The sequence below is a fragment of the Ruegeria sp. HKCCD7181 genome, assembly GCF_057221055.1.
In genome coordinates, this window is record NZ_JBWVBC010000003.1 from 174,188 (window position 1) to 187,957 (window position 13,770).

The window sequence follows — 13,770 nt, forward strand, 5'->3', positions numbered from 1 at the left end:
CCTTATGGCCAATCCTCTCTATGACGGTTTGTTCGGTATCCATGCTGGTAGAGCCACACCTTTTTTGCACCTGCTCGACAGGACAATCATTACCCATCAGGATTTCCTGAGCACGGCCGCTCAGATTGCGCATGTGGCCACGCAGTTGGGTTTGAAGCCTGGTGACCGGGTCGCCGCGCAGGTGGAAAAATCACCCGAGGCACTGGCGCTCTATGCTGCTTGTGCGCAGGCCGGTCTGGTGTTTCTGCCACTCAACACGGCTTATACGGTGGAGGAGCTAACTTATTTCATCGAAAACAGCGGCTCGTCCCTGATCGTCTGTGACGCCAAGAACGAAGAGAAACTGGCCTTGGTGGGCGCGCAATTGGGCGCCAAGGTGGAAACCCTGAATGCCGACGGGTCCGGCAGCCTGATGGACCGGGCCGCAGCCATGCCTAATAGCTACGACACGGTGGATCGCGATGGTGATGATCTGGCAGCGTTTCTTTATACTTCCGGCACCACAGGGCGCTCAAAGGGGGCGATGCTGACCCAGAACAATCTGCTGTCAAATGCGAAAACGCTGGTCGAAGAGTGGCGTTTCACATCCGACGACGTGCTGCTGCACGCGCTGCCGATCTTTCATACTCACGGACTTTTTGTGGCTACAAATGTCAGTTTGGTCGCGGGCAGCTGCATCGTTTTCATGCCCAAATTCGATTTGGATGAGGTCATCAGTCATATGTCCCATGCGACGGCGATGATGGGTGTGCCCACATTCTATACCCGACTGCTGGATGACACGCGTTTTACAAGAGAACTGGTCGCCCATATGCGCCTGTTTGTTTCGGGGTCTGCACCCTTGCTGGCTGAAACCCACGTGCAGTTTGAAGGTCGTACAGGTCACCGTATTCTGGAACGATACGGCATGACCGAAACCAACATGAACACCTCGAACCCTTATGACGGGGAACGGCGTGCAGGCACGGTGGGCTTTCCGCTACCTGGGATCGAGCTGCAGGTCTGCGATTCCGACGGCAACGCCTTGCCGCAAGGCGAGATCGGCGAGATCGAAGTGCGCGGTCCGAACGTGTTCAAAGGCTATTGGCAGATGCCGGAGAAAACCGCCGCCGAATTGCGCGAAAATGGCTTCTTCATCACTGGCGATCTGGGTCGGATTGACGACGATGGCTACGTCCACATTGTCGGTCGCAACAAGGATTTGATTATTTCTGGCGGCTACAACATCTATCCCAAAGAAATCGAACTGGTGTTGGATGACCAGCCGGGCGTTCTGGAAAGCGCAGTGGTTGGAGTGCCGCATTCTGATTTTGGTGAAACGGTACTGGGCGTGATCGTTTCCGAGGCGGGCCAGACGCCCGATCTGGATGCTATTATGGTCGCCGTGCGCGACAGCCTCGCGCGGTTCAAGCATCCCCGCGAACTCATCGTGCTGGATGAGCTACCTCGCAACACCATGGGCAAGGTTCAAAAGAATGTGTTGCGCGACCAGTTTAAGGACAGGTTCGTGACTGCATAAATGACACTCCCCGTCCCACGGCCTCTCTCCCGAACAATGCCGTGGGTTACTCTTCAACGGCCTGAAGATGCAGTCGATACATCTATAAGCCGTTGATTTTTCTCTTTTTCAGGAGATCGAAATATGTACCAGAACATCCTGGTTCCGGTTTCTTTTGATGCAGATCGCGATGCAGCAAGCGCAGTTAAAGTTACCCAAGCGCTCTGTCTGGCAGGTGGGAACATCACGCTATTGCACGTTGTCGAACATCCGCCTCAATATACCAGTGACCTGTTGCCAGAGAGGCATCTGGAGCACGCCAAAGCCGTGGTTTCGGAGAAACTGGCTCCTTCGTTGAACGGATTGGCGAACGCCCGGATCGAAATAGTCGAGGGACATACGGCTCGGGGAATTCTGGACTTTGCCGTGTCACGCAACGCCGATTGCATTGTGATCGCGAGCCATCGGCCGGGTCTTCAAGACTGCCTGCTGGGGTCTACAGCTGCTCGCGTCGTGCGGCACGCACATTGTGCTGTTCATGTCGTCAGGTAAGTGGGTGGTGTAGGCATTTGGTATAACGCGCGAATGCAGCGGCGACGTTTCACGGTCGCGCAATGGGATGTTTCTGGATTTGATGCCCGTTTTGGGTCAGTTCGGCTCGTCGTCTGATTTAGGGTCCTTGTACCTGTTGAGGTCCAAAATCCCTGCCTGAATTGGAAAGGTCTGGAAAAAGATCGTGTGGATTTGATCGCTGATGGTCCAGAATTTGGGGCTTGTTCTGCGCACGCCATATTTCGCTACAACCCCCATCCAGTCTTTTTGCGACTGCATAGATTTCAAGTCGCCAATGAATGCACTCAGTTGGTTCTGCCGGATTACGAAATAGAAATTTGGATAGCTCCCGAACAGTCCGGGAATGATGGTTAGAACATCTGATTGCGGCTCGCGGCGTGCCGCTTCGTCGAACAGAAAGGCCACATTCTTGTGGGCCTTGTCGTGCGCAAGTGAGAAGACCTCGGTGGTGCCGTCGTCTTTTTTTATCATAAGAACAGACAGGTCCGGCAGAAATTTCACCCAATCTCCCCTCTGGTCTGCAAGTTTACGCAGCATCGGTTCAATGTCACCGTCATTTGATTGTGGGCAGCTTTCAGTTGCACATCTGTTGATTGGGTCGGCTATTGGCCATAGCTCATTCCCGCGTTCCAGCAGGTTGAGTAAAAACTCCCGTTTTGGGGCGGTCGTTGCGAAGTCGATGGCTGAGGGAAAACTGTCATCGACGCGGCGCTGGTGCCAGTAGGTATGAATGCCGGCAAGAAAGCCTTTGTACCAGTTTTGGTGCATCTCCTGCCGGACTTCCCGCGGCATAAATGTCAGGAACGAATCCTCACTCTCCATACGCAGTTCATCCATGTACAACCGTGTCGCAAGCTGATGCTCGACACGGCCAAAGACATCGTAGCCCGCCACCAGGTCATAGTAGATGCGTTCGAATATCGGATAGTCGATGACCCAGGCGGTTTCGGGAATGCCACCGTGAAATCCGGTCATGGCAGAGGCATTGTCGAAATGGCGAAAAACAGTGATCAGCGCGTTTGGATTAGTGCCGTCTCCATCCCAAATCGCGCTATATCCAAATCCGGTTTCGTGCGCCGGACTGCTCCGGTACCGCGCGTCCCGAAAGTTCAGGTATAGAATCTGGTTCTTGTGCGAAAACGTTTGCAAATCACCCAATAATCCCCGGTCGACCTGGGAGACCGGCAGCTCAAGATAAGCGGCGCCTTCTTCCAGATAACTTGGGTCTGTGACCGAAAGATCAGCATCCGGAGCAAGAAAACTGACCCAGAAACGATCTTCGATCACGTCGACCGCGGTCTGACCATGGCAGACCGGGCCACGGATGAAGCTGCGTACGAAGAACAGCGCGTCGTCTAAAAGAAATTGATAGCGGCTGCGTGCAGGCATCTCGGCAAAGGTGCTGAAGGGGCTACCGCCATCCGCGTCCCCGTAGGATGGCAGGTCTACCAGCGTCCACTCGGGTCCCAGAAACAGCTCCTGAAACCGCGCCATCCGATCCGGCCCAAACTGATAGACCAGATGCTCCTTGTGCACGATTGTCTCGTCAATCAGCTGCAGCCGGTAGAAGAACGGAATACTTCCCGGGTCATCAAAAGGGCGCCGCGTCGCGATAATGTCGATCTCTTCGCCTTGCGGCGTTGAAGAACGTACAAGTTGAAAGAACCGTCTGGGGGAGTCTTCTTGAAAGTGAATTCGGGCGAGAAACAGGTGCTCGTAGATGTACCGGCTCATCAGCTGGCTACGCATATCCCGCCTGTTCAGGAATGCCTCCCATTCTTTGATCTGTTGCCTGATCTCGTCTGGGATTTCGGAAGGCGTCGAAGACGGTAATGCGCCGCTGCCCAACCAGGACATGAGCACTTGATACTCTTTGTCATCAAGCGGAGCCGTCGCATAGGGCATGCCCGCAAGCGGATGGTTCGTGCGAAAGGCGTCGAACTCGTCCGGCGAAGGGCAGACCAGCGGTCGATCAAGCGCAAGCCCGAGTTCTTTTGGGATTGGTGCGTCGGCTGTCAGCCCATTTTCACGGCCGAGTACGAGGGTTTTTTCAAGTAATGTCGATGTGTCTGCAGGCATCGCGGAATACTGGGTAACCGGATGAAACCCAAGGCCCCTCCATTCGGGCACTGTATGAGCGTCAATCCCAAGTCTGGTAGGCTGTGCATCTGACAATCGTTCAGTGTGGTAGATGGCTTCCTTGCTGCCGCCGCGCAACAAGCCGTCAGGCGATGTCAGTTTCAATTGGCACGGCGCATCATAGCAACTGTGGCAGACGACGCAGCGATTATCCAAGATCCTTTTCACGCTGGCCCAACCCTCGTCCGACGGTGACGTGATCGCCGCCGCCGCGTTCGATTCAGCGGGAACAGAACTCGACTGCGCCGAGGTTTCGCCTGAAACGAGTAGCATAACGGCGAAACCCGTTAAGACCGCAAAAACACGAAACGTTCGAGCATTCAGCATCTATGACCCCTGGCCAGCAAACTCTGGGCACACGCATCGGAGCCGGGCGAAACTGCGCCATTAGGCTCGTTTGAGCGTAGCTTAGTCTTTTTTGTAGACCACTCATTTGCAGTTGTCCTCATTCTTTGCGCCCATGGCCAATTCCGGGGCGACCCGGAAGCGCTTGGGTGGCGGGTGCCGGCGACCGGCGCAGACGGCCATACGCTACCGTTGGGATAGGTTTCGGGCAATTCGCTGACCGCTATTCTGGCGAAGTCGCTTTCTGCAACAGCTTTTCGCATTCCTGCATGTGGCACGTCCTGAATTTGGGAAAAATGCTTGGTGAAGGAGACATTGAAAATGAATAGTTCAGCCCCTGCAATCAGAACCCGCGCCGGTGGTCGATCTGCCCGTCGCGCGATCCGGACGGCACCTAAATTCGACATGTTGCCCGGTCTTACCCGCAATATTCCGTATTGCGAGGTGATGGATGGCAGCCAGGTTGAATGTATCGACAGTGCCTCGATGGATATTCTTGAGAATGTCGGCGTTCAGTTTCGCGACCCGATCGCGCTGGAGGACTGGAAAAAGGCGGGTGCCAAGGTAGACGGTGAACTTGTGTATCTGGATCGCGGTCTTGTGCGGGAATTGATTGCCACGATCCCGTCGGATTTCACCTATCATGCCCGCGATTCGAAAAAGAATGTCCGTCTGGGCGGAAAGCACTCGATTTTCGTGCCGATGACCGGCGCTCCCTTCCTGCGGGATCTGGAAGATGTACGCCGCAATCCGATGCTTGACGATTTGGCGATGTTCCACAAGCTGGCGCATATGATGCCCGCGCTGCACAGTTCGGCGCACCACATAGTCGAGCCCTATGATCACCCGATCAGCCAGCGGCATCTGCGCATTACCTATTCGTCGATGAAATACTCGGACAAGACGTTTATGGGCATGACGACTTCGCCCAAGAACGCCGAGGATGTGTTGGACATGTGCGCCATTCTGTTCGGCGAGGAGTTTCTGGAAACCCATCCGGTCACCACCGGCAATTGCAATGGTAACTCACCTTTGGTCTGGGATGAGACCATGCTGGGTGCGATGCGTGCTTTTTGTCGTCGCAATCAGCCGGTCCTGTGCTCGCCCTTCGTATTGGGCGGCGCAAACACGCCTGCATCGGTACCCGCAACCGTGGCGCAGTTGAACGCCGAGGCGCTGTCGGCGCTGGCCTACACACAGGTCATCCGCAAGGGTGCGCCTGCGATTTACGGCCACTATCTGTCGACCGTGTCGATGAAATCCGGTGCGCCCATGGCGGGCACGCCCGAGATTAGCCTGATGAACTTCATGATCGGTCAGATGGCGCGGCATTACGGTGTACCGTGGCGGACGTCGAACACGTTGGGCGGGGCCAAGACCTTCGACGCCCAAGCCGGGTACGAATCCGCCACAACATTACAGGCAGTGGTCCATGCCGGAGCGAACTATATTTGGCACAGCGCGGGATGGAACGAGGCCGGTATGCATTGCTCGGTCGCCAAATTCATTGTTGATGCAGAGCAATGCGCGATGGCTTACCGCATGGCCGAGGGTCCGAAATGGCATGATTTCGATCAGGCCCTTTCGGCGGTACCTGATGTCGGGCCGGGTGGTCACTATCTGGGTCATCCGCACACGCAGGAAAATTTCCAGGAAGCGTTTTTTATGCCCGAACTGTTCGACAACAACTCGATTGAGCAATGGGTAGCCGAAGGCGAAGTGGAGATCACCGAACGTGCTCTGAAACACGCGCGCAAGCTACTGGCCGAGTATGAAGAGCCGAAACTGGATGAAGCCAAAGACGAAGCATTGCTGGACTATATCGCTCGCCGTGAGCGAGAAATCCCAGCGGCAGATGAGCTGAACCAGAACTACTGATCCCTCCCCGAACTTGCCTGCCCAAGAATTTGGGCGGGCTCTTTTCGCAGTGAGGTTCATTAGATGGCTTGGCCGGGCCGGTGTTTCACGGACGAGGTGGCATCCGGTTGGCAGAAAAACAAAAAAGGGGAGGAGACATGGAGCTGGCAGGAAAATCTGCGCTGGTAACCGGAGCGGCCGGTGGCATCGGCGTCTCAATTGTTAAGAAACTACGAGAAGCGGGTGTTCGTGTAGCTGTTGCAGACCGCGCTGTCGACGGGATCGAAGCCGAGGCACAACTGCCCGGGGATTTGCTCGACCAGGGTTACGCGGATGGCTTGCCGCAAGCGGCGGCGGTTTCGCTTGGGGCCCTGGATATTGTGATCAATAACGCAGGTGTAATCTCGCGTGGTCCGGTCACTGATACCTCGGACGCGGACTGGTCGCTGTCCATGGGCGTAAACGTTGAGGCGCCGTTTCGCATTTGCCGTGCCGCAATCCCTATCATGGCTCGCAACGGTGGCGGTGCCATCGTCAATACCGCTTCTTGTTGGGGGTTGAGGCCCGGCGGCAATCACGCGCTCTATTGCATGACCAAGGCAGCCATCGCATCCCTGACACAGTGCATGGGGATGGACCATGCCCATCAGGGTATCCGCATCAACGCAGTCTGCCCGAACGAAGTGAACACTCCGATGTTACGCACAGGGTTCGCAAAACGTGGGTTTGATCCTGATACGGCCGTGGCCGAATTGGGGCAGACGGTTCCTTTGGGCCGTATCGCAGAGCCCGAGGATATTGCCGACGTCATCATGTTTCTGGTGTCGGATGCCTCACGCTATTTATGTGGGTCACTGGTCGAGGTTAACGGAGGGAAACCCGTGTCATGAACAGGTTCGAAGGAAAAACCGCGCTGGTCACAGGCGGACGCAGTGGCATTGGCCGGGCAATTGCGGAGCGATTGAGGCAAGAGGGCGCTCGTGTCTTCACCGCGCAGCGCGGAGCGGATAGCGAATTTGAAGGCATCAAGGCGGATTTGAGCGATCCGAGCAGCCCCTACAATGTTGTTTCTCAGGTCGTTACCGCGGCAGGTGGCCTGGATGTGTTGGTGAACAACGCGGGTATGATGCAGGAAGCTGCTGTCGAGGATATGTCTGTCGAAGATTGGCAACGCAATCTGACAGTCAATCTGACCGCGCCTTTCGTAATGATCAAAGCGGCCCTGCCGTATCTGCGCAAGGCTCGTGGAAGCATCGTCAACATCGGGTCCATAGAGGGGCAGGGTTCAAATCCCGGCCACGCGGCCTACTGCGCGTCAAAGGCCGGTTTGCACGGTTTGACACGGGCGATTGCAGTAGATCATGGGGCCGAAGGGATTCGATGCAACGCGGTTGCGCCGGGGTGGATCGACACGGAACTCAATATGGATTTCATCGACTCCATACCGGATCCGGAAGCGTTCCGCCGAAATATCGGGCGCATTCATCCCGTAGCCCGCACAGGCGCGCCGGAAGAGGTTGCCGCATTGGTGGCATTCCTGGCCGCCGAAGAGTCCAGCTTCATCACGGGGCAAATCTACACAGTCGACGGTGGTCGAATGGCGAAGCTCAGCCTGCCTTGAACTGACCAGAGGACACCCGGACTATTCCTCTCGGGCGCGCCATTCTTTCCATCGCAGAATCATATTGGCACCGATTTCCCGAAACGGTTGCGGCGGCAGGCGTTTCGGCCGTTCCGCCGTCTCGAAAAAGCGGGAGACGGTCGAGCTGTGGCCGCAGGCCAGCTCCGCTGCGGCGATGCCGGTCAGAGTGCCGCGTGCTGTTCCCAACCCGTTCTGAACGCAGCCGGAATAGACGCCGGCCTCTATTTCGCGCGCGACTGACACGCCGTTGAGGCTGAGGCACAGATGCCCGGCCCATTGATATTCCATCTGCGTGCCAGCAAGCTGGGGAAACCGCTGATCGAACTTACGCTGCATAACCTTTGTTGCCCGGGCAAGATCAGCCTGAGAGACCTGCATGCCGGGGCGCAACGTCGCGCAGGTGCGAGTGATGATGCGATTACCACCCTGACCGGTGTCTATCCTCCGCACAGTCGTTCCCATCGGGTCGGAGGGCGTCACACCCCAGCGCGGTTGCCCGCCCAGGCGCGACAGGGCGCTGTTGTCCAGCTCCGGTGTCATCACCGCATAGAGGAACAGCTGCATCAACCGTCCACGTTCAATCCCAAAGCTTTCAAGATGGCCGTTGACAGTTAGCAAGACCGCCCCGGCACTGACCGAGCCGCAATCTGTTTTGACCAGCCAGCTGTCGCCCTGTCTTTCGAATCCGTTTACAGCCGAGTTTTCGCAGATCGCGACGCCATCCCTGGTCAGACCGGCACCCAGCCCGCGAATGTAGCCCGCGGGTTGCAGCATCACGGTACCTGGCGTGTAGAGTCCCGACACATAATGCCGCGATCCGGTCAGCACATGCATTTGCTGCGGGTCCAGCATCTCACTGGTTTCGCCCAACGCGTTCAGGTGTTTGGCGTAGCTTTCATTATGTGCTTGGCCCGCTGCGCTGGCCGCACCGTTCACCTTGCCGACCGGGTCAAAAAAATTCCTGTTGATCTGGTAATCCTCGACCGCGCTACCAGCGAATGAAATGGCCTGACGATTCAGCGCGATCATCGCCTTGTCGTCACCCGTTCCGGAGTAATCCGATGAGGACAAATCATGCGGCAGATCGATCATAAAGCCGGAATTCCGGCCAGCGGCACCTTCCGCCAGTCGTCCGGCCTCCAGAACGACAACTTTGGCGTCAGGTTGCAGTTGTCGCAGGCGGCGGGCGGCGGTCAGACCCGCAAAGCCGCCGCCGACCACCACAAAATCAGCTGTAAGGTTCGTGTCCAGCTCGTTCGCCGGGGGCTGGCTACCCAGAATGGAATTCCAGGCAGCTGGCCCGCGATGGACAGGTTGATGCTTAGCGGTATAGCTACTCAATCCACGGCCTCGTCAGCGTCATCAGACAGATCGATCCAGATGGTTTTCAGCTGAGTGTACTGGTCATGCGCGTGGATCGAGTTGTCGCGACCGCCAAAACCGGACTGCTTGTACCCGCCAAACGGAGTCGTGATGTCTCCCTCGCCAAAACTGTTCACTGTCACGGTCCCGGCCCGCAGGGCGCGGGCGCCGCGAATGGCGCGTTTGGCATTGGCTGTGAAGATCGACGCACAGAGCCCATATTCCGTATCATTGGCGATCTTGATAGCTTCGTCAAAGCCCGAAACTTCGATTACGGACAAGACCGGGCCAAAGATTTCCTCACGCGCCAGGACGGTATCGTTGCCGGGCACTTCGACCACTGTGGCTTCGACAAAGCCATTGTTCGCCTTACCGCCAATTACCACGTTTTCGGCCTGCTCCAGATAGCCGCAGACCTTGTTGTAGTGGCCCTCGCTGACCAACGCGCCCATGCGGGTTTCCGGGTCCAGCGGGTTGCCAATGTTCCATTGCTTGGCATGATGGGTGATGCGCTCCAGCAATTCGGATTTGACGTCCCTATGAACGATCAGGCGTGACGAGGCCGAGCAGTTCTCGCCCATGTTCCAGAAAGCGCCGTTGACGACATGCTGCGCCACACGGTCCAGGTTTTCGGCATCATTCATGACAATGGCTGGGTTCTTGCCGCCCATTTCCAGCACAACTTCCTTGGCGTTGCTTTCTGCCGAATAGATCAGGAAGCGTTTGCCGGTCACGGTCGAGCCTGTGAAGGACACCATGTCAATATCCATATGGCGACCGATAGGCTCACCTACATTGGCGCCTCCGCCGGGCACGACGTTCAGGACACCGCGCGGCAGTCCGGCCTCGATCGCAAGTTCAGCAACGCGCAGGGCGGTCAGGGTGGTTTCCGCCGCTGGTTTCACAACCAGCGAACACCCTGCTGCCAGTGCCGGGCCGATCTTCCACGCCAGCATCAGCAGGGGGAAGTTCCAGGGCAGCACCAAACCAACGACACCGATCGGTTCACGCACTACCATTGCGATATGATCATCGCTGGCCGGAGAGACCTGATCATAGATTTTGTCGATCGCTTCGGCGTGCCATTTCAAGCAATGGATCGTCTCGGGCACATCTACCGTTTCGCAGTCGTAGATGGTCTTACCGCTGTCGAGACTTTCCATCACCGCCAGCTCACGCGCATTGCGAGTCATCAGCTTGCTCAGCCGGATCAGCACATCCTTGCGCTCGGACGGGTGCATCTTGCTCCAGCGACCATCGTCAAACGCCTCGCGCGCCTTTTCGACCGCGAGATCAACATCAGCCGAAGCGCAGGAGGCGATGTCTGTCAGATTTTCGCCAGTGGCGGGGTTAATGGTTTCAAAAGTCTCGCCCGAAATTGCGGGGCGAAAGCCACCGTCGATAAAGGCGCCGGTTGGCAGGTCCAGGCCTGCCGCGATGGATTTGTATTCGTCCTGTGTCAGCAGATCCATGTTTCTTACCCCTCGGCCACAATATCGGCGATTGTCTTTTTCAGCACACGTGTCACCTGTTCCAGCGCGCGCTTGTCGTCTTTGTTCAGGCCCTTCAGCGGCGCCCGCATCGCGCCCGCATCGATCCCATTCATGGTCACGCCATGCTTGATCGTCTGGATGAACTTTCCACCCTGTTCCAGCACCCGCATCAGAGGCATCATTGCGCTCATGATGCGGCGGCCTTTGGCAAAGTTCCCCTCGATCACACATGCGTTGTAAAGAGCGACGTGTTCCCTTGGCAGGAAATTTGAACCACCGCATACCCAGAAGGGCGCGCCCCAGGCAAAGAACTCCAGCGCCTGGTCGTCCATGCCGCATCCCAATTGGATATGCGGATAGTCGCGCGCAAGCAGGTGAACGCGGTTGATATCGCCCGAACTTTCCTTGATCCCGCAGAAGTTCCGGCTGCGTCCGACGCGGTCGAGGAACTCTTCGCCCATCATCGTGCCGGTGCGATGCGGGTAGTTGTACAGCATCACTGGCAAGTCAGCGGCCTTGTCGATTGTCAGCGCGTTCAGCGCGTTTTCCCGGTCGGTCGGTACCGAATAAGGCGGGCTGGCAAGCAGAATTGAATCCGCGCCTAACTCACGAGCACTGGAAGCAAGTGCAACGGAATCCGATGTCAGCATTGCACCTGTACCGACAACCAGTGGAAGGCGACTTTTCAGGCGTTCGTGAGTGAAGCGGGCCAGTTCCAGACGTTCTTCGACAGTCTGAGCATAGTTTTCGCCGGTCGATCCCCCCGAAATCAGGCCATGCACGCCGTTTTCGATCAGGTATTCGATCACGTCACTCAACGCGTCCCAATTGACGGTTCCGTCGTCGTGATAGGGCGTGACGACAGGGGTATAAATCCCCTCAAATCTGAATATCGGGTTCATTCAGTCCTCATGCTGGTTTTGATCGGGGCAGGGCGCCCATCGGGACGTCCAATGCCTCGGGCATTACGAATAGTTCGATCTGGTCGCGGGAAAGGTTCCAATGGTCTTCGGCCAGCTTTGCCGCCGCTGCATCGTCGCGTGCTTCGATTGCGGCAATGATGGCGTCGTGCTGTTGGCTGGCCTCCGACAGGTTTTCCGACATCTCTGCAGATTGCGGGCGGTAAAAGGTCATGCCGATCCGCGAATGGTCGATCAGCAGGCGATAATACGAAGGCAGCAGATAGATATTGCCCGACATCTCACCGGTCACTTCGTGGAAGCGGTTGTTGGCCAGTGCGCGTTCCTCGCCTGAACCGGTGCGCAAGGCGGCTTTGAACGCCTCTTGCGAGTTTTTCAGCTCTTCGATCTGTGCAGGCGTCGCGTTGAGCGCGGCAAGGCGCAGGATAGCGCCATAGATCATCGGCGCTGCCAGGAAGAAGTCGCGCAGCGTCGTATAGGACATCTCGGATACGCGGGCGCTGCGGTTGGTGCGCAGGTCCAGATACCCTTCACCCGCAAGTTCGCGGAAAACCTCGCGCAATGGTGTGCGTGACAAACCAAAGGCCTCGGACAGTTGCGCTTCGTCCAGATCTTCGCCGGGGTTCAGGCGCAACGTCAGGATCGACACCTTCAGGTGCTCTCTCAACTCGTCCTTCCGCTTTTTTGCCTCGTCTTTCATCGCGTGTCCTCATGTTGCGTTTGCCGGGGTGCCAGAATGACGAATCGTGCGGCAAACACAATCGGCGTTCATGTTGTATCTCCGTAAAATACAACTTGTATACAAAAAAAATTTGTGCAGTGTACAGAAAACTGGAGGAGGACGATGCCGGTGGCCAACACCTTGGAAGAACCCGTGATCGATTGCCGAAATCTATGGAAGATCTTTGGAAAACGCGCCGATGAGGCAATGAAAGCCGTTCAGGAGCAAGGGCTTGGAAAGCTCGAAGTTCGGGATCAGTTCAACTGTGTCGTCGGGGTTCAGGACGCGACGTTCACCGTCAATCGTGGCGAAATATTCTGCATCATGGGGCTTTCAGGCTCTGGCAAGTCCACATTGATTCGCCATGTGAACCGGTTGATCGAGCCAACTTCGGGGCAGCTTTTTATCGAAGGGCAGGACGTAAACGCACTGTCAGCCCGCGATTTGCGCGAATTGCGGGCGGAAAAGATCGGCATGGTGTTTCAGAATATGGCGCTGATGCCGCATCGCTCTGTTCTGGATAACGTCTCATTCAGTCAGGAGGTGCGCGGCCACGATGCGCGCGAACGCCGCGAAAACGCGTTGCGCGCCATCGACGCAGTGGATCTGACCGGATGGGATCAGAAATACCCCGACGAACTGTCCGGCGGTATGCAGCAGCGTGTGGGACTGGCACGTGCTATCGCCGCTGATCCGGCCATCCTGTTAATGGACGAGCCATTCTCGGCACTCGACCCGCTGATCCGCCGTCAGTTGCAGGATAAGTTCATGTCGCTGTCGGCTGAGATGAAGAAGACGACACTCTTCATCACACACGATCTGGACGAAGCGATCCGTATCGGTGACCGGATCGCAATCATGAAGGACGGCGCACTGGTTCAAGTCGGCACGCCGGAGGACATCGTGACCAATCCGGCCGACGAATATGTAGCGGATTTCGTCGCGGGCATTTCGAAACTGGAGCTGATCTCGGCCGGCAAGATCATGGAACCGGTCGAGGCCTTTGAACGCCACAGCGGCCCGATCGATGTCAGCGACTGGCCCGAGGCGCGTCCGGATCATTCGCTGGATGACCTGGTGAATCTGTCGATCTCCACTCAACACCCCGTCGTGGTCAAAGCGGACGGCAAGGCCATCGGGATTGTGACCAAGAACGCTCTGCTGCGCGGCATTCAGGGTGACGTGGAAGACGCCAGCAGCCTGAAACACTGAGGACAAAA

11 protein-coding genes are annotated in these 13,770 nt (G+C 56.8%); 6 read left to right on the top strand and 5 right to left on the bottom strand.

Going from position 1 to position 13,770, the window contains the following annotated elements:
- The first annotated feature begins 4 nt into the window (after positions 1-4).
- Entirely contained in the window at positions 5-1,519 is a 1,515-nt protein-coding gene (locus tag AC2TCY_RS07585; protein WP_480846573.1) for a malonate--CoA ligase, read from the top strand.
- 123 nt (positions 1,520-1,642) lie between these two features.
- Positions 1,643-2,050 (top strand): universal stress protein, encoded by a 408-nt coding sequence (locus AC2TCY_RS07590; RefSeq protein WP_480846575.1) that lies wholly within the window; start codon positions 1,643-1,645, stop codon positions 2,048-2,050.
- Positions 2,051-2,146: 96 nt separating this feature from the next.
- Here AC2TCY_RS07590 and AC2TCY_RS07595 read toward each other — a convergent pair whose 3' ends face one another.
- A complete protein-coding gene (locus AC2TCY_RS07595) occupies positions 2,147-4,537 on the bottom strand; it encodes a fatty acid cis/trans isomerase (protein ID WP_480846577.1) in 2,391 nt (796 codons plus the stop codon).
- Positions 4,538-4,876: 339 nt separating this feature from the next.
- Between AC2TCY_RS07595 and AC2TCY_RS07600 the strand changes: the two genes are divergently transcribed.
- From AC2TCY_RS07600 to AC2TCY_RS07610, 3 genes are all read left to right on the top strand, one after another.
- Positions 4,877-6,433 carry a trimethylamine methyltransferase family protein gene (locus tag AC2TCY_RS07600; RefSeq protein WP_480846578.1) on the top strand — a complete coding sequence of 519 codons (1,557 nt, stop codon included), beginning with the start codon at positions 4,877-4,879 and terminating at the stop codon, positions 6,431-6,433.
- 137 nt (positions 6,434-6,570) lie between these two features.
- Complete coding sequence (locus AC2TCY_RS07605) at positions 6,571-7,302, top strand: SDR family NAD(P)-dependent oxidoreductase (RefSeq protein ID WP_480846579.1); 732 nt, start codon at positions 6,571-6,573, stop codon at positions 7,300-7,302.
- Positions 7,299-8,033 (top strand): SDR family NAD(P)-dependent oxidoreductase, encoded by a 735-nt coding sequence (locus AC2TCY_RS07610; RefSeq protein ID WP_480846581.1) that lies wholly within the window; start codon positions 7,299-7,301, stop codon positions 8,031-8,033. Before AC2TCY_RS07605 ends, AC2TCY_RS07610 begins: the two co-directional genes overlap by 4 nt.
- A 21-nt stretch (positions 8,034-8,054) precedes the next feature.
- On the opposite strand, the gene AC2TCY_RS07615 is transcribed toward AC2TCY_RS07610, so the two are convergent.
- From AC2TCY_RS07615 to AC2TCY_RS07630, 4 genes are read right to left on the bottom strand one after another with little or no spacing between them, the layout of a single operon-like run.
- Positions 8,055-9,395, bottom strand: coding sequence for an NAD(P)/FAD-dependent oxidoreductase (locus AC2TCY_RS07615; protein ID WP_480846583.1), 1,341 nt, complete (start codon positions 9,393-9,395; stop codon positions 8,055-8,057).
- On the bottom strand, positions 9,392-10,888 hold the full coding sequence (locus AC2TCY_RS07620) for an aldehyde dehydrogenase (RefSeq protein ID WP_480846584.1): 1,497 nt from the start codon (positions 10,886-10,888) through the stop codon (positions 9,392-9,394). Before AC2TCY_RS07620 ends, AC2TCY_RS07615 begins: the two co-directional genes overlap by 4 nt.
- Positions 10,889-10,893: 5 nt before the next feature.
- Entirely contained in the window at positions 10,894-11,811 is a 918-nt protein-coding gene (locus tag AC2TCY_RS07625; RefSeq protein ID WP_480846585.1) for a dihydrodipicolinate synthase family protein, read from the bottom strand.
- A gap of 7 nt (positions 11,812-11,818) precedes the next feature.
- Complete coding sequence (locus tag AC2TCY_RS07630; protein WP_480846587.1) at positions 11,819-12,529, bottom strand: GntR family transcriptional regulator; 711 nt, start codon at positions 12,527-12,529, stop codon at positions 11,819-11,821.
- A gap of 144 nt (positions 12,530-12,673) precedes the next feature.
- On the opposite strand from AC2TCY_RS07630, the gene AC2TCY_RS07635 reads away from it, so the two are divergent.
- On the top strand, positions 12,674-13,762 hold the full coding sequence (locus tag AC2TCY_RS07635) for a quaternary amine ABC transporter ATP-binding protein (protein WP_480846588.1): 1,089 nt from the start codon (positions 12,674-12,676) through the stop codon (positions 13,760-13,762).
- The last annotated feature ends 8 nt before the right edge of the window (positions 13,763-13,770 follow it).

Coding starts and splice junctions, on each gene's coding strand:
- AC2TCY_RS07585 (WP_480846573.1), top strand. CDS start 5: ATGGCCAATCCTCTCTATGACGGTTTGTTCGGTATCCATGCTGGTAGA.
- AC2TCY_RS07590 (WP_480846575.1), top strand. CDS start 1,643: ATGTACCAGAACATCCTGGTTCCGGTTTCTTTTGATGCAGATCGCGAT.
- AC2TCY_RS07595 (WP_480846577.1), bottom strand. CDS start 4,537: ATGCTGAATGCTCGAACGTTTCGTGTTTTTGCGGTCTTAACGGGTTTC.
- AC2TCY_RS07600 (WP_480846578.1), top strand. CDS start 4,877: ATGAATAGTTCAGCCCCTGCAATCAGAACCCGCGCCGGTGGTCGATCT.
- AC2TCY_RS07605 (WP_480846579.1), top strand. CDS start 6,571: ATGGAGCTGGCAGGAAAATCTGCGCTGGTAACCGGAGCGGCCGGTGGC.
- AC2TCY_RS07610 (WP_480846581.1), top strand. CDS start 7,299: ATGAACAGGTTCGAAGGAAAAACCGCGCTGGTCACAGGCGGACGCAGT.
- AC2TCY_RS07620 (WP_480846584.1), bottom strand. CDS start 10,888: ATGGATCTGCTGACACAGGACGAATACAAATCCATCGCGGCAGGCCTG.
- AC2TCY_RS07625 (WP_480846585.1), bottom strand. CDS start 11,811: ATGAACCCGATATTCAGATTTGAGGGGATTTATACCCCTGTCGTCACG.
- AC2TCY_RS07630 (WP_480846587.1), bottom strand. CDS start 12,529: ATGAAAGACGAGGCAAAAAAGCGGAAGGACGAGTTGAGAGAGCACCTG.
- AC2TCY_RS07635 (WP_480846588.1), top strand. CDS start 12,674: ATGCCGGTGGCCAACACCTTGGAAGAACCCGTGATCGATTGCCGAAAT.